At 72.0% G+C, this 16528-nt stretch carries 16 protein-coding genes and 4 tRNA genes; 5 read left to right on the top strand and 15 right to left on the bottom strand.

Annotation, left to right across the window (positions count from 1 at the left end; translation table 11 throughout):
- Positions 1-48: 48 nt before the first annotated feature.
- The 12 genes from OEB99_RS09445 to OEB99_RS09390 all read right to left on the bottom strand — a co-directional run bounded on the left by OEB99_RS09445 (position 49) and on the right by OEB99_RS09390 (position 10654).
- Positions 49-807, bottom strand: a complete 759-nt coding sequence (locus tag OEB99_RS09445; protein WP_263509802.1) for a YebC/PmpR family DNA-binding transcriptional regulator — start codon at positions 805-807, stop codon at positions 49-51.
- A gap of 2 nt (positions 808-809) precedes the next feature.
- Entirely contained in the window at positions 810-1415 is a 606-nt protein-coding gene (gene pdxT, locus OEB99_RS09440) for a pyridoxal 5'-phosphate synthase glutaminase subunit PdxT (protein ID WP_318011398.1), read from the bottom strand.
- A gap of 52 nt (positions 1416-1467) precedes the next feature.
- The gene (locus OEB99_RS09435) at positions 1468-2655 is read right to left on the bottom strand and encodes a pyridoxal phosphate-dependent aminotransferase (RefSeq protein ID WP_263509801.1); all 1188 of its coding nucleotides are present in this window, start codon (positions 2653-2655) and stop codon (positions 1468-1470) included.
- A 109-nt stretch (positions 2656-2764) separates the two neighbouring features.
- Complete coding sequence (locus OEB99_RS09430; protein ID WP_263509800.1) at positions 2765-3331, bottom strand: NUDIX hydrolase; 567 nt, start codon at positions 3329-3331, stop codon at positions 2765-2767.
- Entirely contained in the window at positions 3328-4224 is an 897-nt protein-coding gene (pdxS, locus tag OEB99_RS09425) for a pyridoxal 5'-phosphate synthase lyase subunit PdxS (protein WP_263509799.1), read from the bottom strand. The genes OEB99_RS09430 and pdxS overlap by 4 nt, the downstream gene beginning before the upstream one ends.
- A 105-nt stretch (positions 4225-4329) precedes the next feature.
- Positions 4330-4947, bottom strand: coding sequence for a hypothetical protein (locus tag OEB99_RS09420; protein WP_263509798.1), 618 nt, complete (start codon positions 4945-4947; stop codon positions 4330-4332).
- A complete protein-coding gene (locus OEB99_RS09415) occupies positions 4944-6110 on the bottom strand; it encodes a glycosyltransferase family 4 protein (protein WP_263509797.1) in 1167 nt (388 codons plus the stop codon). The genes OEB99_RS09420 and OEB99_RS09415 overlap by 4 nt, the downstream gene beginning before the upstream one ends.
- Entirely contained in the window at positions 6107-7045 is a 939-nt protein-coding gene (locus OEB99_RS09410) for a phosphatidylinositol mannoside acyltransferase (protein WP_263509796.1), read from the bottom strand. The genes OEB99_RS09415 and OEB99_RS09410 overlap by 4 nt, the downstream gene beginning before the upstream one ends.
- Positions 7042-7698, bottom strand: a complete 657-nt coding sequence (gene pgsA / locus OEB99_RS09405; RefSeq protein ID WP_263509795.1) for a phosphatidylinositol phosphate synthase — start codon at positions 7696-7698, stop codon at positions 7042-7044. Before pgsA ends, OEB99_RS09410 begins: the two co-directional genes overlap by 4 nt.
- Positions 7695-8297: an HIT family protein gene (locus OEB99_RS09400; protein ID WP_411910680.1), complete on the bottom strand. Its 603-nt coding sequence runs from the start codon at positions 8295-8297 to the stop codon at positions 7695-7697. The genes pgsA and OEB99_RS09400 overlap by 4 nt, the downstream gene beginning before the upstream one ends.
- 1 nt (position 8298) lies before the next feature.
- Positions 8299-10278 (bottom strand): threonine--tRNA ligase, encoded by a 1980-nt coding sequence (gene thrS / locus OEB99_RS09395; protein ID WP_263509794.1) that lies wholly within the window; start codon positions 10276-10278, stop codon positions 8299-8301.
- A 304-nt stretch (positions 10279-10582) separates the two neighbouring features.
- A tRNA-Val gene (locus tag OEB99_RS09390) sits at positions 10583-10654 on the bottom strand.
- Positions 10655-10830: 176 nt separating this feature from the next.
- Here OEB99_RS09390 and OEB99_RS09385 point away from each other — a divergent pair.
- On the top strand, positions 10831-11220 hold the full coding sequence (locus OEB99_RS09385; RefSeq protein WP_263509793.1) for an SsgA family sporulation/cell division regulator: 390 nt from the start codon (positions 10831-10833) through the stop codon (positions 11218-11220).
- 134 nt (positions 11221-11354) lie between these two features.
- Here OEB99_RS09385 and OEB99_RS09380 read toward each other — a convergent pair whose 3' ends face one another.
- Positions 11355-12200 carry an aminotransferase class IV gene (locus tag OEB99_RS09380; RefSeq protein ID WP_263509792.1) on the bottom strand — a complete coding sequence of 282 codons (846 nt, stop codon included), beginning with the start codon at positions 12198-12200 and terminating at the stop codon, positions 11355-11357.
- A 59-nt stretch (positions 12201-12259) separates the two neighbouring features.
- Positions 12260-13384 carry a chorismate-binding protein gene (locus tag OEB99_RS09375; RefSeq protein WP_263509791.1) on the bottom strand — a complete coding sequence of 375 codons (1125 nt, stop codon included), beginning with the start codon at positions 13382-13384 and terminating at the stop codon, positions 12260-12262.
- 103 nt (positions 13385-13487) lie between these two features.
- On the opposite strand from OEB99_RS09375, the gene OEB99_RS09370 reads away from it, so the two are divergent.
- From OEB99_RS09370 to OEB99_RS09360, 3 genes are all read left to right on the top strand, one after another.
- Positions 13488-13560 (top strand) — tRNA-Gly (locus tag OEB99_RS09370).
- 37 nt (positions 13561-13597) lie between these two features.
- Positions 13598-13668: transfer RNA gene (locus OEB99_RS09365), tRNA-Cys, on the top strand.
- Between the two features lie 24 nt (positions 13669-13692).
- Positions 13693-13767: transfer RNA gene (locus OEB99_RS09360), tRNA-Val, on the top strand.
- A gap of 486 nt (positions 13768-14253) precedes the next feature.
- Here OEB99_RS09360 and OEB99_RS09355 read toward each other — a convergent pair.
- Positions 14254-15204, bottom strand: coding sequence for a tetratricopeptide repeat protein (locus OEB99_RS09355; RefSeq protein ID WP_263509790.1), 951 nt, complete (start codon positions 15202-15204; stop codon positions 14254-14256).
- A gap of 114 nt (positions 15205-15318) precedes the next feature.
- On the opposite strand from OEB99_RS09355, the gene OEB99_RS09350 reads away from it, so the two are divergent.
- Entirely contained in the window at positions 15319-16002 is a 684-nt protein-coding gene (locus tag OEB99_RS09350; protein WP_263509789.1) for a hypothetical protein, read from the top strand.
- Positions 16003-16528: the final 526 nt, after the last annotated feature.

Genomic DNA, 16528 nt, shown 5'->3' with positions numbered 1-16528 from the left:
GTCAGTCTCCCCCGCGGCCCGCAGCATCCCGCGGACCGACGCGCGAGGTCACTCCTCGTCGAGCGCAGCCATGACCTCGTCGGACGCGTCGAAGTTCGCGAACACGTTCTGCACGTCGTCGCTGTCCTCGAGGGCGTCGATCAGGCGCAGCACCTTGCGTGCGCCGTCGACGTCGACCTCGATCTGCGTCGCCGGGACGAACTGCGCCTCGGCCGAGTCGTAGTCGATCCCCGCGTCCTGCAGGGCGGTGCGCACCGCGACCACGTCGGACGCCTCGCTCATCACCTCGAACACCTCGCCGAGGTCGTTGACCTCCTCGGCGCCCGCGTCGAGCACGGCGGTCAGCACGTCGTCCTCGGTGACGGCGTCGGCCTTGGGCACGATCACCACACCACGCCGCGAGAAGAGGTAGGAGACCGAGCCCGGGTCGGCCATCTGGCCGCCGTTGCGGGTGAACGCGACCCGGACGTCGGACGCGGCCCTGTTCCGGTTGTCGGTCAGGCACTCCACCAGCACCGCGATGCCACCGGGGGCGTAGCCCTCGTACATGATCGTCTGGTAGTCGGCCCCGCCGCCCTCGGCACCGGACCCGCGCTTGACCGCGCGGTCGATGTTGTCGTTCGGGACCGACGACTTCTTGGCCTTCTGGATCGCGTCGTAGAGCGTGGGGTTGCCCGCCGGGTCACCGCCACCGACCCGGGCGGCCACCTCGATGTTCTTGATCAGCTTGGCGAAGAGCTTGCCGCGCCGGGCATCGATGACGGCCTTCTTGTGCTTGGTCGTGGCCCACTTGGAGTGACCGGACATGACTACCCCTCGACGATCTGGACGAACAGGCGGTGCAGGCGCAGGTCCCCGGTGATCTCCGGGTGGAAGGACGTGGCGACCACGTCGCGCTCACGCACCGCAACGATCCTACCGGCGGCCGGCCCGCCTTCGACCCGCGCGAGCACCTCGACGCCCGGGCCGACCTCCTCCACCCAGGGCGCCCGGATGAACACCGCGTGCACCGGGCGTGCCCGTGAGTCCGGCACGCCCGCGACCTCCAGGTCGGTCTCGAACGAGTCCACCTGACGCCCGAACGCGTTGCGCCGCACCGTGATGTCCAGCCCGCCGAGCGTCTGCTGATCGACGGTGCCACCGACGATCCGGTCCGCGAGCAGGATCATGCCCGCGCACGACCCGAGCGCCGGCATGCCCTGCGCGAGGCGCTCGCGCAACGGGTCGCGCAGGTCGAACGCACGCAGCAGCTTGTCGATCGTCGTGGACTCGCCGCCGGGGATCACCAAGCCGTCGACGCCGTCCAGCTCGCTGCGACGGCGCACCGGCACGGCGCGGGCGCCGGACGCCTCGAGCATCGCGAGGTGCTCGCGGACGTCTCCCTGCAGGGCCAGCACACCGACGGTCGTGATCACGAGGGGCGAGTCTACGGACGCAGGGAACGCCTCGTGCCGGGCCGTCCGGTCGTCAGACCGCCGAGCCGGCCGTCGACGCGTCCAGGGTGGCCTCGAGCGCCGACGAGGCCTGCGCGGCACGCTCACGCTCGAGGAACGCGACGAGCTTGCGCACGCCCGTGCGGAGCTGTTCCGGGTCGCTGGCCAGCGACAGCCGCACCCACCCGGCCGCACCGGCACCGAACGCCTCGCCGGGGGCGACCGACACGTGCTCCTCGGCCAGCAGCCTCAGCGCCGCCTCCTCGCCGTCGTCGAACGCCGACGAGACGTCGACCAGCAGGTAGAAGGCGCCCGCCGGGTGCGCGCAGCGGATCCCCGCCGCGCCGAGGGTCGCCATGGCCTCGTCCCGGCGCTCCCGGTACGCCGCCACGGCTCGCCCGACGTGGTCCTGCGGACCGCGCAGCGCGGCGAGCCCGGCGCGCTGGGTGACCGACGACGGGCAGGCGACCGTCGCCTCGGCGATCTGCGCCATCGTCTCGGCGAGCGCCTGGCTCGGTGCGACGACGTAGCCGAGCCGCCACCCGGTCATGGCGTGCGTCTTCGAGAAGCTGAAGAAGCTCAGCACGCGGCCGTCGGTGTCGAACGACGCCGGGCTGACGTGCTCGGCATCGAACGTGATGGCCTCGTAGCACTCGTCGGACAGCACCCACAGGTCGTGCACGCGCGCCAGGGCCACGATCTCGGCCAGCAGCGCGGGCGGGTACACCGCGCCCGTCGGGTTGTTCGGCGAGTTCACCAGGATCGCCCGGGTGGCCGGCGTGATCGCCGCCTCGATGTCCGCCAGGCGCGGCACGAACCCGTCCTCGGCGACGGTCGGGTAGGTCGCGACGTCGCCGCCCGCGGCCAACGCGCCCATCCGCCAGTTCGGGAACTCGGGGTCCGGCACCAGGAGCTGGTCACCGGGGCCGAGCAGCGCCTGGAAGGCCAGCATCAGCGCGTTCATCGCACCGTGCGTGACCACCACCCGCTCGGGACCGACCTCGAGCCCGTTCACGGCCGCCACCTTCTCGGCCAGGGCGCGGCGCAGCTCGAGGGTGCCCGCCGACGACGTGTAGCCGGTGTGGCCCGCCTTCGCGTCGGCGAAGGCCGCCTCGATCACGTGCTCCGGGGTCGGGACGTCCGGCTCACCGACCTCGAGCCGGATGGCCTCCGGATCCTTGAGCGCGAGCTCCATGAGGGCACGGATCCCACTGCGGGACATGCGTAGCGAGGGAGAGTTCGAGGTCGGCACGTACCAGACAGTAACGCTCGGCATGTGTCCGGCGTGTCACAAGCCGACCGGACCTGTCGGGAGGTGCTGGACCTGCGCGTCAGGGGGCGTCCGGCAGGCGCCGGAGCACGCCGTCCCACCCCGCCAGCAGGCCCCGGACCACCTCGACCAGGCGACCCGGGAACACCTCCACCCCGACGTTCTCGAGCTCGTCGAGATGCCACCAGCGCAGCTCGTCCATGAAGTCCCGCTCGATCTCGGTCCAGCCGTCCACGACCAGCTCGCCGACCTCGCCGACCCGGGTGAGGAAGAACACCTCGTCCTGGCGCACCGGCATGGCGTAGAAGTCGAACACCGCGCTGCGCTGGAGCACGGGCCCCACGAGGTCGTCGGGACGCACCACGAGGCCGGTCTCCTCGCGGAGCTCGCGCACGGCCGCGTCCCGCGGCGTCTCACCGTCATCGATCCCGCCGCCGATCGTGAACCACCACGACCGCTCGGGCTGGTCCGCGTCGTGCCCGCGGGCCATCAGCAGGCGGTCGTGCTCGTCCAGCACGAGGACCCGCGCACCGCGCCTCGACCAGCGGCCGTCCGGGCCGAGCGCCCAGTCCGGACCGAGGAAGCCGGGCCGAGGAGCTGTCGACCCGCCCGGATCGGCCGGGGTCACCAGCCGCGCTGCGCCAGGCGGTGCGGCTCGGGAACCTCTTCGACGTTGATGCCGACCATGGCCTCACCCAGGCCACGCGAGACCTCGGCGACGACGGCCGGGTCGTCGTAGAACGTCGTGGCCTTCACGATCGCCGCGGCCCGCTTCGCCGGGTCGCCGGACTTGAAGATGCCCGAACCGACGAACACGCCCTCGGCACCGAGCTGCATCATCATCGCGGCGTCGGCCGGGGTCGCGATGCCACCCGCGGTGAACAGGACGACCGGCAGCTTCCCGGTCGCGGCGACCTCCTTCACCAGGTCGTACGGCGCCTGGAGCTCCTTGGCCGCGACGTAGAGCTCGTCCTCGGGCAGCGAGGTCAACCGGCGGATCTCGTCGCGGATCTGACGCATGTGCGTCGTCGCGTTCGACACGTCACCGGTCCCGGCCTCGCCCTTGGACCGGATCATCGCCGCGCCCTCGGTGATCCGACGCAGCGCCTCGCCGAGGTTGGTCGCACCGCAGACGAAGGGGACGGTGAACGCCCACTTGTCGATGTGGTGGGCGTAGTCCGCCGGGGTGAGGACCTCGGACTCGTCGACGTAGTCGACGCCGAGGCTCTCGAGCACCTGCGCCTCGACGAAGTGCCCGATCCGCGCCTTGGCCATCACCGGGATGGAGACGGCGCCGATGATCCCGTCGATCAGGTCGGGGTCGCTCATCCGCGCGACGCCGCCCTGGGCGCGGATGTCCGCGGGCACGCGCTCGAGCGCCATGACGGCGACGGCACCGGCGTCCTCGGCGATCTTCGCCTGCTCCGCGGTGACCACGTCCATGATCACGCCGCCCTTGAGCATCTCCGCCATGCCCCGCTTGACCTTGGCGGTGCCGATCAGCTGACCGTTGTCGCTCATACGTCCTCGTCGTGTGGAAAGGGTGGGGTCCCGGCGGCTACGCGCGGGTGCAACCATCCTAGACCGGGGCGGGCGCCGGTCCCGCGCTCCGCGTACACGGCCCGCTCAGCGCAGCTGGGTGAGCGCCTCGGGTGCGTCGTCGTCGATCTCGACCGTCGCCGGGAGTGCCGCATGGCCCTGCAGCCGGAGCACGCGCACCAGGGTCTTGCGGCGAACCCGCCGCGCCTGCGCGACGGCCTCGTTGTGGAACCGGCGTGCCAGCTGCACCCGGTACCAGGCGGCCCCGAGCGCGGTGAGCAGCTCGGCGCCGTAGGGCTCGGCGCGCAGCGCGGCGACCTCCTCCGGGTCTGCGAGGGCGGCCCGCACGGTCGCCGAGAGCTCGGACTCGGCGAGGTCCCGCGAGACGTGGTCGACCCCGCCGAGCGGCACGTCCGGGTCCAGGCCGGGTCCGTTCACCTCGCCGAGCTCCTGGTCGCCCGCGCCGACGACGAGCGCCTGCCAGGCCGCCTCGCCCACGAGCACCGAGCTGGCGGGGTCAAGAAGGCCGCTCGCGGCGAGCTCGGCCGCTGCGGAGGCACGCCGGACGAGCTGGTTGTCCAGGACGGCGCGCGACGAGCCGACCTTGCGGTGCAGGCGGTCCAGGCGGCTCGCCATGACCCACACCGCCCAGCCGAGGAGCAGCAGGAGCGCGGCCGCGACGACCGTGATCTCGGACCAGGTCACGACCAGCCTCCGAACCGCCTCGACGACGGGTCCTCGCCGACCGGGGTCCGCGCCCCGGCGACCGCCATCTCGTAGACCGTCAGGATCTGCCGTGTCACGGTCGACCAGTCGTAGCGGCGCACCACGTCCGACGCGTAGGACGACGTCCGCCGGCGCAGCTCGGCGTCGCCGAGGACCCGCACGAGCGTCGCAGCGAGGTCCGCGGAGTCCTCGGTCCGGAACAGCGTGCCGGCGCGCCCGCCGTCGAGGACCCGGGAGAACGCACCGAGGTCGCTGGCGACCACTGCCGCACCGGCGCTCATCGCCTCGACGAGCACGATGCCGAAGCTCTCGCCACCGGTCTGCGGTGCGCAGTAGACGTCGACCGAGGACAGCAGCGCCGCCTTGTCCTTGTCGGAGATCCCGCCGAGGAACTCGACCGACGCGGCGCGCGGGCCCAGTGCCTCACGCGCCTCGGCCGCACCCACGTCGCCGCTGCCGGCGACCAGGAAGCGCGCGCCCGGGAACGCCTCCAGTACTGCCGGGATGGCGCCCGTGAGCACCGGGAGGCCCTTGCGGGGCTCGTCCAGGCGGCCGAGGAACGCGACCGTGGGAGCGCTCGGCGTCCCGGTCCAGCGCAGGTCGGGCGAGGCGGAGGCGAACGTGTCCACGTACACGCCGTTCGGGATCACCACGGCGTCGCCGCCGAGGTGGTCGACGAGCGTCCGCCGGGCGTCCTCCGACACGGCGATCCGGGCCGAGACCTTCTCCAGGCTCGACCGCACCATCGGGTACGCCATCTGCAGCGCGCGCGACCGGAGCAGCGCGGTGTGGAAGGTCGCGACGATCGGGCCCTCGGCGATCCACAGCGCGAGCATGCCCAGGCTCGGCGTCACCGGCTCGTGCAGGTGCAGGATGTCGAACTCACCGGCGGCCAGCCACCTCCGCACCCGGCGGGCGCTGACCGGGCCGAAGGTCATCCGGGCGACCGACCCGTTGTAGCGCACCGGGACCGCGCGCCCCGCCGGGACGAGGTAGTCGGGCACCGGGGTCTCGTCGTCCGCAGGCGCGAGCACCGAGACCTCGTGGCCGAGGCCCTGGAGGGCCTCCGCCAGGTCACGCACATGGAACTGCACGCCACCGGGGACGTCGAAGGAGTACGGGCACACGATGCCGACCCTCACCGCGCACCTCCGGCGACGCGCTCCGGGTCGAGGTCCTCCACGAACACCCGCTGCAGCATGTGCCAGTGCTCGGGGTGGGCAGCGATGTCCGCCCCGAGCAGGTCGACCCACGCCTGGGTCAGCACCGCGACCAGCTCACCGCGGGGGGTGTCGGCCGGCACCTCGACCGGGATGAAGTTGACCACCAGCCCCCAGGGCGTGCCTGCCGCCCTGCGCCGTGCGCCGTGCAGCCGTTCGTGCCGCAGCACGGTGGCGAACAGCGGAGCCCCCGTGGGGGCGGCGCGGGCCGCCGGGCCGGCGGCGCCGCGCGCCCGCCTGCCCCGCAGGTCGACCTCGATCCCGCCCGAGGTCAGGTCCCGGTCGGCCAGAAGCGGGACGACGCCGCCGCCGGCCCGCACGACCCGGACCAGCTCACGGAAGACCTCGGCACCGGAGTCGAGCGGCAGGATCCGGAGCCCGATCCCCTCCCGCAGCGCGAGGAACGCGTCGAAGACCTCGGGCGGCTCGAGTCGCTCGGCGACCGTCGTCACCGGTGCGATCGCCCTCGTGGCCCAGGCACCGGCGAGGTCCCAGTTGCCCTGGTGCGCGAGCGCCAGCACCACGGACCTGCCCGCCGCGATCGCCTCGTGCAACGCGTCGGCGCCGATCACCCGGACGCGCGCGTCGAGCTGCTCGAAGCTGCGCGCCGGGAGCGTGAAGGCCTCGGCGTAGTAGCGCAGGTAGTTGCGCATCCCGGCGCGGCTCATCGCGCGCAGCGTCGGACCGTCGAGGTCCGGTCGGACCCGACGCAGGTTCGCCTCGAGGCGGCGCACCCCCTTGCCCCGCCGGAGCCACGCCAGGTCGGCCGCGCAGGTGGCGCCGGCCCGCACGAGGGTCTCGGGGACCCGGGGCGCGAGGCGCACCGCAGCGACCATGCCGCGCGAGGCGAGCGTCACGCGGCGCCACCCGCTCCGGTCGCCGGGTCGGTGTCCGTCCGGGTCGCGCGGACCTGGCGCCGCACCACCGCCATCCGCTGCACGACGGTCACCGCGCTCGCGAAGGCGAGCAGTCCGAGCAGTACCGCAAGACCGACCGGTGCCATGCCGAACCCGACGAGGTAGCACCCGACGATCGCGACGACGAGCCGCTCACCACGTTCGGCGATCCCGACGTTCGCGTCGAAGCCGAGCGAACCGGCTCGCGCCCGCGCGTAGGACACCAGGAAACCGAGCACGAGCGAGGCGAGGGCCGCGACGACGCCGTAGGCACCCTCGAGCCCGCCCACCTGGATCCAGAAGTACCCGGCCAGACCCGTGAAGATCGCGCCGTCGGCCAACCGGTCGAGCGTCGAGTCGAGGAAGGCTCCCCACGGTCCGGACGACCCCGCCTTGCGCGCCACCGCACCGTCCAGCGCGTCACCGAGCGCGAGGACGGTCAGTGCGATCGCGCCGGCGAGCAGGTGGCCGGTCGGCAGCAGCCACAGGGCGACCACGACCACCCCGAGCGTCGCGGCGATCGTCACGGCGTCCGCGCTCACGCCGAGCCGGACGAGGAGCCCGGCCAGCGGGTCGAAGACCCGTCCGGCGAGACCCCGCAGGCGCGCGATCACGTCGTCGCCGCGCTCGGCCAGGCTGCCGCGAGCCGCGCGCGGGTGTCCGCGAGGAGCTCGGGCAGCGCCTTGGTCCGTGCCACGACCGGCAGGAAGTTCGCGTCCCCGGTCCATCGCGGCACGACGTGCTGGTGCAGGTGCGCCGCGATCCCGGCGCCCGCGACCTGCCCGAGGTTCATCCCGAGGTTGAACCCCTGCGGCGCCATCACGGCCCGGAGCACCTCGATCGACGTGCGGGTCATGCGGTTCAGCTCGTCCAGCTCGTCGTCCCGCAGGTCGGTGAGGTCGGCGACGTGCCGGTGCGGCACGACCATGAGGTGCCCCGAGTTGTAGGGGTACTTGTTCAGCAGCGCGAGGCACGTGCGTCCCCGGCCCACCACGAGCCCCGCTGCGTCGTCGCCGCCGACCGCGCGGCAGAACGGGCACAGCTCGACGGCGGGCCCGGCCGGCTTGTCCTCGCCCTGGATGTACACCATCCGGTGCGGTGTCCACAGCCGCTGGAAGCCGTCGGGCTCACCGGCGAGGTCGTCCCCGGCGTCCACGGTCGCGGGCGCCTCGGGCTCCTCGCCCGGTGCGCCACCGCCCACGGGATGCGTCACGTCAGACCTGCACGCGGTCGCGCACCGCTGCCAGGATCCGCTCCACCGCGTCGTCGACCGGCACCCCGTTGTCCTGGCTGCCGTCGCGGAACCGGAACGAGACGGCACCGGCCGATCGGTCCTCCTCCCCCGCGATCAGCACGAACGGCACCTTGGCCTTGCTCGCGTTGCGGATCTTCTTCGGGAACCGGTCGTCGGACTCGTCGACCTCCACCCGGATCCCCGCGGCCTTGAGCCGTGCCGCGACGTCGTTCAGGTAGGGGGCGAACTCCTCGGCGACCGGGACGCCGAGCACCTGCACCGGCGCGAGCCAGGGCGGGAAGGCACCCGCGTAGTGCTCGACGAGGACGCCCATGAAGCGCTCGATCGAGCCGAACTTCGCGGAGTGGATCATCACGGGCTGCTGGCGGGAGCCGTCGGCCGCGGTGTACTCCAGGCCGAACCGCTCCGGCTGGTTGAAGTCGTACTGGATGGTCGACATCTGCCAGGTCCGGCCGATCGCGTCCTTGGCCTGGACGGAGATCTTCGGCCCGTAGAACGCCGCACCACCCGGGTCGAGCACGGGGTCGACCCCGAACTTCTCCGCGGTCTCCAGCAGGATCCGGGTCGCGCTCTCCCACTGCTCGTCCGAGCCGATGAACTTGTCCTTCTTGTCGCCCTCGGTCTCCCGGGTCGACAGCTCGAAGTAGTAGTCGTCCAACCCGAAGTCCTTGAGCAGCCCGGTGACGAACTTCAGCAGGTGCTCGACCTCGGCCGAGGCCTGCTCCTGGGTCACGTACGAGTGCGAGTCGTCCTGGGTCATGGCCCGGACCCGGGTCAGGCCATGCACGACGCCCGACTTCTCGAACCGGTAGACCGAGCCGAACTCGAACAGCCGCAGCGGCAGCTCGCGGTACGAGCGTCCGCGCGAACGGTAGATGAGGTTGTGCATCGGGCAGTTCATCGCCTTGAGCCGGTACTCGGCGTGCTCCAGCTCCATCGGCGGGAACATGGTGTCCGCGTAGTACGGCAGGTGGCCCGAGGTGTGGAACAGGCCGTCCTTGCTGATGTGCGGGGTCGAGACGTACTCGAAGCCCTCCTCGATGTGCCGCCGGCGGACGTAGTCCTCCATCTCACGCTTGATCACGCCACCGCGCGGGTGGAACACGACCATGCCGGAGCCGAGCTCTTCGGGGAAGGAGTAGAGGTCGAGCTCGACGCCGAGCCGCCGGTGGTCCCGGCGCTCGGCCTCGGCCAGGCGCTCGAGGTACGCGCGCAGCTCGTCCTTGGTCGGCCAGGCGGTGCCGTAGACCCGCTGCAGCTGCGGGTTCTTCTCCGATCCCCGCCAGTAGGCCGCGGCCGACCGGGTCAGCTGGAACCCGTTGCCGATCAGCCTGGTGCTGGGCAGGTGCGGGCCACGGCAGAGGTCCTGCCAGGCGACCGAGCCGTCGCGGCGCAGGTTCTGGTAGATCGACAGCCCGCCGAGGCCCACCTCGACGTTCGCGCCGTCCTCGTCGGCACCCGGGTTCCCCTTGAGGCCGATCAGCTCGAGCTTGTACGGCTCGGCCGCGAGCTCGGAGCGTGCCTCCGCCTCGGACAGGTCCCAGCGCCGGAAGGTCTGCCCTTCCTTGATGATCCGCTGCATCGCCTTCTCGAGGGCCTTGAGGTCCTCGGGGGTGAACGGGGTCTCGACGTCGAAGTCGTAGTAGAACCCGTCGGTGATCGGCGGGCCGATCCCGAGCCGGGCGCTCGGGTTCACCGCCTGCACCGCCTGCGCGAGCACGTGCGCGGCGGAGTGGCGCAGCACGGCGAGCCCGTCCGGGGAGTCGATGGTCACACCCTCGACGACGGCACCCTCGGGCAGCTCGGCGGCGAGGTCGCGGAGCTCGCCGTCCACGCGGACCACCACCACGTCGCGGCGGTCGGCGAAGAGCGTCGCACCGGTCACCGGGCCCTCGACGATCCGGGTAGCGCCGTCGACGGTGAGGCTGATCTGGGACACGGGACTCCTTCGGGTGGTCGGCCGGATCGATGCTACCGACCCGCCCGGGTGCGACCGACCTCATTCGCTCCCCGCGCGGCTCACGTCACCGCTTGATCACGGCTCGGTCACGGCCGTGCGCGCACCTGTGGATGCGACACGCCGGACTGCTCCGTCCGGGTGACGGCTGGGCTCTTCACCCCGACTGCGAACGGGTGAGCCCGAGACGCCCCGAAACCGGCAATGACCTGGGCCTATACACCATCTGGAGGGGCCCTATACGGACAAAAGCCCCCTTTCGGGGGATGGGTCTGCGATACCTGTGTGGGCGATACTGGGTTCGAACCAGTGACCTCCTCGGTGTGAACGAGGCGCTCTACCACTGAGCCAATCGCCCGCCGGCCGGTCGAGGTTCAACCGCACGACGCGACCTGCATGCTACCCGGAACCCGACTGTTTGCCGAAACCGCTCGGATCTCGGTCCCCCATCGAGATCCCAGAAGGTCGGTAACGCCACCTGAGAGGGGTGACACCATGGCCGACACCCCCCAAGCGGTTCATGAGGCCGTCCCCATGCACCTGGTGCTCCCCGACGCCAGCGTGCTGCCGATCCGAGCCGATCTGACGTTCGACCCCGCTGATCCCTACACCGTGCGAGTGGACTTCGTAGGCACCCACTCGACCTCCACCTGGCTGATCGGACGTGAGCTGTTCGCGCACGGCGTGCTCGCCGACGCCAACGCCCCCGCCGGCACCGGTGACGTCCGCATCTGGCGGGACGAGGACCCGACCTACCTGCTGGTCGCGTTGAGCGGTGTCGAGGGCGACGCGCTCCTCGCGGGTCCCGCCGAGAACTTCATGCGATTCCTGTCCGCCACGGTCACGCTGGTGCCGTTCGGCTCGGAGAGCCCGCACATGGAGAGCGAGATCTCCCGGCTCATCGACTCGCTCCTGGAGGCCTGAGCCACCCGAAGGACACCCGAGACCCCGCTGGCCGATCGAGGCGGCGGGGTCTCGTGGCGTCCGGGCCCACAGCGCGACCCTGTGCCTACGGCCTCCCGCAACCCGCGGAACCCGCGGAACCTGCGGCAGCGGAGTCAGGGGTCGATGTCGTCGGCGGCACGCCGCCGGTAGAGCTCCGCGACCTCGAGCGTCAGCGGGAAGGGCTCGAGCGCGACCCCGTCCAGCTCGACCACCGGCACGAAGGTGCGGATCGACCCGCACAGCGCCAGTCCCGCGTCGCCGGCGGTCACGGTGTCGAGGACGCTCCAGGGCAGCGTCTGCTCGCGGACCGGCAGCCCGGCCTGCGCCGACCACTCGAGGACCAGCTCGCGCGTGATGCCCGCGAGGCACCCGCTCGACAGGGGCGGGGTGAGCAGCTCGCCGCCCACCTCGACGAACACGTTCGACCCGGTGCCCTCGCACAGCTCGCCACGCGTGTTTGCCAACCAGGACTCGTCCGCACCGACCTTCGTGGCCGCCGCCACCGCGACGACGTTCTCGGCGTACGACGTCGTCTTCAGGCCGGTCAGCGGTGACCGTTCGTTGCGGACCCACGGCACGCGCACGCTGCGGACCGGGCGCGGCGCCCCGGCGGCTCCGGCCACCACGACCACCGTCTGCCGCCCGCCGGACCTGGTCGACCCGAGCGGCCCGACGCCCGCCGTCACGGTGATCCGGATCCGCCCGAGGTCGGGGCGTCCGTCGAGCACCGCCGCGATCCCCGCTCTGACCTCGTCGAGATCCGGGTCGTCCAGGCCGAGCCCCCGCGCCGAGCGCGTCAGCCGGCGCAGGTGCCGGGAGAGCGCGAACGCCTGCCCGTCGACCGCCTGGCACGTCTCGAAGACCCCGTCACCGACCGTGATCCCGTGGTCGACCGCGCTGATCGCCGGCTCGGCAGGGTCGCGCAGCCGCCCGTCGACCCACACCACGATGTCGTCCACACCGCTCCTTCCCTCACCGCCATCCTGGCCGATCCCCCGGGCACGCGTCCCGACCACGGTCACGTGTCGCTCGCGAGCGACACGAGGCGGGCTGCCTTGAGCTCGGTCTCCGCCCACTCGGCCGCCGGGTCCGACGCCCACGTGATGCCTGCGCCGGTGCCGAACCGCAGCGTCCCGCCCTCGGCCGGCGTCCACCAGAAGGTCCGGATGCCGACCGCGAGCTCGGCCCGCCCCTCGTCGGCGTCGATCCAGCCGACGGCGCCGCAGTAGGGGCCGCGGGGTTCCGGCTCGAGCCGGCGGATCACGCCGAGCGCCGACTGCTTCGGCGCCCCGGAGACGGACGCCGGCGGGTAGGTCGCCGCCAGGAGCGCGGACCAGTCGGGCTGTGGGTGCTCCAGCCGCCCCTGGACCGTCGTGACGAGGTGCACCAGGCCCGGGTGGTGCTCGAGCGCAAGCAGGTCGACGACCTCCACGGTCCCCGGCCCGCAGACCCGCTGCAGGTCGTTGCGCACCATGTCCGCGATCATCACGTTCTCCGCCCGGTCCTTCGTGGTGAGCCCGTCGGCGGTCGCTGCGGTGCCCTTGATCGGCCCGGACGTGACGAGACCCTCACCCACCCTGAGGAACAGCTCCGGAGACGCCGTGACGACCCACACCCCGGGCACCGGCTCGGCCGGCCGGCCGGGTTCCGGCGAGGCGACCGGGACGTGCACCCAACCGGCGTACGGCGCCGGGTTGCCCACGGCCAGCCCGTCCGCCAAGGCCTGCGCATCCGGCTCTGCCCCGGGCCTACCCGGGAGCGGAGCCGACAGCACCCGGCAGAGGTTCACCTGGTACACGTCTCCGTCGCGCACGGCGGCGCGCACCGCCTCGACACCCGCCAGGTACTCCGGGCGGTCCAGCGTGCTCACCCACGTGTCCCGGGCGGGGCCGCGCCATGCCGGGGCGGGGCGCGGTCCGGCGCCCGGCTCTGCCGCCGTCGGCGACACCTCGGCGAAGCGCCAGGCGTGGACGACCCCCTCGAAGTCACCCACGACCGCCCAGAACCCGCCGTCCAGGTGGGCACCGGGCTCGCTCAGGACGACGTGATCGACGACACCCGCGGCGCGCCGACCGCCGAGGACCGCACGCCCGGGCGACGCGCCACGGGCCCGCGCGTTCGGCTCGACCCTGCTCGACCTCATGCCAGGAACGCTAGCGACGCGCCACGCGACGGGCCGGTTGGACGATCGGTCCGGCCGTCGACTACAGTTCCGGATGCGCACGGCGCCCCGGCGAACGTGCAGCGCGGACGTGGCTCAGTTGGTAGAGCATCACCTTGCCAAGGTGAGGGTCGCGGGTTCGAGTCCCGTCGTCCGCTCGGAGGCGATATCCACCACGTGGACTCAGGCCTCACCGGTGGAGTGGCCGAGAGGCGAGGCAGCGGCCTGCAAAGCCGTATACACGGGTTCGAATCCCGTCTCCACCTCGCAAGAGCAGGACAGCAGGACACGGGCGATTGGCGCAGCGGGAGCGCGCTTCCCTGACACGGAAGAGGTCACTGGTTCGATCCCAGTATCGCCCACCAGCATCACCGCAGGTCATAGGCCGTCTCGGACAGGTTCCGGGGCGGCCTTGATCGTCCTCGTACGCCAACGCGCACGCCAACCCAGGCTTCGCGTGGCGTGCCCAGCCGGACCACGTCCGCCCACGCCACTCGCCCGTTCACCACGTTCCCCCCGGTCAGCGACCTGAGCCATCGCGCCACCCGGTCCGCACGCGGCCTGCCCTTCCGGCAAGCGGAAGCGGTCACTGACCTTCGCACGTCGGCCCCGGACCCCACAGAACTCATGCCGGAGCTCGAAGATCAAGCGGATGAGGCAGAAGCCCGGCGGCCACCAGATGCACCAGCAGCCCCATGCCACGGGCACCAACCACCGTGCCGACCACGAGGCACCAGCAGGAAGAGTCTGCGCAGTGAGCGGACGACGCTATGCCGCCATGCCATCAGCGGCATGACCGGGCGGCACCCGGAGGGTACGCGCTCAGTGCGGCGGATGACGCTGTCGGGACCTCAGGCGTCAGGGTCGTCGGCGGCGAGCATCTCCCGGAGGTTCTGCTCGGCGAGGGCGTCGCCTTTGTCGGCACCGATGCGGAACTGGTCTGCGGCGGAGCGCTCGTCGCCGCGTTCGAGGTAGAGGGTGGCGAGGTTGTTGTGGCCGAAGATGTCGCCGGACGCGATGTCCTTGAGGTAGGCGTCCTCGGCGGCCGCGAACTCGCCGAGCCTGGCGCACAGGTTGCCGAGGGGCAGCAGAGGCTCGACCTCCCCGAGTTCGACACCGCGTTCCAGGACCGCTCGTCCCTCGGCGGTCCGGCCGGTCTGGATGAGCAGGTCGGCCAGGTCGGTGCGCGCGGCGGGGAACAGGTCCGCCCCGGCGCGCAGCGCCGGTTCGAGCGCCGGGTCGTGCGAGGTGCACCAGTCCCAGCACGCGACCACCGCGGCGGCGGTCGCGTCACCTTCATCGGCAGCGGCGGTGGCGACCTCGTGGGCGGCCGCGCGGTCACCCTGCTCGCGCAGCGCGAACGCCAGGGCCAAAGGTGCGTTGGGGTCCCCGGCATCCTTGGCCGCCCGGTAGGCGCGCACCGCTGCTTCGCCGTCACCCAGCTCGGACAGCACGTGACCGAGATTCAGCCAGGCGTCAGGCTCGCCGCCCTCGCCCGCACGTTCCAGAACCTCTGCCGCGGCGGGCAGCCGCCCCAGATCAACCAGGACGTTGCCCAGGTCGAACCACCCGACCGGGGAGCCCAGCAGCCCCGCTCGCTGGAAGCAGGCGGCCGCCTCTTCATTGAGGCCGGCATCGGCCAGATCGCACCCCAGCCCCAGCAGCGCGTCGACGTCCTCGCTTCCTACGAGTTCCTCGAAGCGCCGCAGCAGGATTTGTGTCACCAGAAGATCCTCGCGCACTCGCCAGCCGGACGAACAGCTGAATCGAAGGCCCGCCAGGACCAGCACAAGGCGACCCATCAGCGGGATGACCGCGCGGCACCCGGAGGGTACGCGCTCAGTGCGGCATGAGCGGACATGTCGGCGCTGGCAGTCGTGTGCTGGTGACGGCGCGTGGTCGGGGATTATTGCCCCGTGGATTGGAGCGAGGCCGAGCGTTCGCGCCTGGAGACTGCGCTGAACGAGTCGGATGTCGTCGGTGTCCGGCTGGAGCCATCTGGCGACGTGGACATCCTCCTCCACGTGCTCTCACTGCCGCCGTCTGGCCCGCTGCCCAGGGACGGACGCCGGGTCCTGCGCCTGACGTCCGCCCACGAACTGAGGTTCCTGCTTCGCGCTGACCGGGTTGGTGAGCAGCTCGCGGATCAGCAGGCGATCCCCCTCGCCGATCTCGCGGCCGTCGAGGCGTTCTTTGCCTCACTGGTCTGGGGAGGATCGATCTACGGGTGGCGGTTCTTCGACGATCCCGAGCTGACCGCCGACTGGCCGGCCGAGCCCAGCCTGACGGTCCGGCCACGAGGCGCCACGCCGGGCGATCACACCTTCTACTGGTTCAACGAGTGTGGCGCCGCGGACGGCGAGGCCACCGTCGGGTACTGCCTCGAGGGCACCGTCACCTTCCGCGACGTCCAGGTGCTCGACGCGCTCGGCAACGAACTGCCCATCGAAACCTTCATCACCGACGGCATCCGCCACTGGGACGCCCTCTTCGCCCGCGACGAACGGCTGTCGCCCGAGGCGCAACAGGCAGCGCAGCGCGACGCCCCGAAGTGGCGCGCCTGGGCCGAAGGCAGCCACGGCACGCCCGGATCCACCTGACGACCGGACGGCGGCATGTCCGTGCGGGTTCGGCGGCCGACTTCGCTGATCGGCGCCGAGTTCGCTGACCACACCCAGCGAACTCGCACACAGCCAGCGAACTCGCGGAGAGGGCGAGCGCTCATCGGCATGAGCGAGCATGTCGACTGGCTCGGCACCGTCAGGCATGGAAGGGATGGGGGACGACCTGGGCTCCCGATCCCGTGCGCCGCGAAAGCCAACTGCGTACGCCGACCAGCCACCTGCCGCCGGTGTCCGCGAACGTCCGCGCGCGACCGGACGAGCGTCTGATCTGCACAGACGGACACGACCGAATTCCCCGGACCCCATTCCGCTCACTGACACAGAAGAGGTCCCTGGTTCGATCCCAGTCTCGCCCACCAGGATCACCGCAGCTCAGTGAACCGCCCCGGGTTCAGTGGAGGCTCGGTTCTTTGGTTTCCAGGGTCGTCGAGGTGCTGATCTGACGGTAGTGGTTGGTCTCGTGCTCGCTCGGTGGGATGTCGCCGAGCTCGGTGTGCAGGCG

Source organism: Actinotalea endophytica (assembly GCF_025717005.1).
Lineage (GTDB): Bacteria > Actinomycetota > Actinomycetes > Actinomycetales > Cellulomonadaceae > Actinotalea.
Note: the sequence above shows the minus strand (reverse complement) of the source record. Positions and strands in the feature narration are given on the sequence as shown.

Coding starts and splice junctions, on each gene's coding strand:
- OEB99_RS09445 (WP_263509802.1), bottom strand. CDS start 807: ATGTCCGGTCACTCCAAGTGGGCCACGACCAAGCACAAGAAGGCCGTC.
- OEB99_RS09435 (WP_263509801.1), bottom strand. CDS start 2,655: ATGTCCCGCAGTGGGATCCGTGCCCTCATGGAGCTCGCGCTCAAGGAT.
- pdxS (WP_263509799.1), bottom strand. CDS start 4,224: ATGAGCGACAACGGTCAGCTGATCGGCACCGCCAAGGTCAAGCGGGGC.
- OEB99_RS09385 (WP_263509793.1), top strand. CDS start 10,831: ATGCACCTGGTGCTCCCCGACGCCAGCGTGCTGCCGATCCGAGCCGAT.
- OEB99_RS09375 (WP_263509791.1), bottom strand. CDS start 13,384: ATGAGGTCGAGCAGGGTCGAGCCGAACGCGCGGGCCCGTGGCGCGTCG.
- OEB99_RS09355 (WP_263509790.1), bottom strand. CDS start 15,204: ATGGGTCGCCTTGTGCTGGTCCTGGCGGGCCTTCGATTCAGCTGTTCG.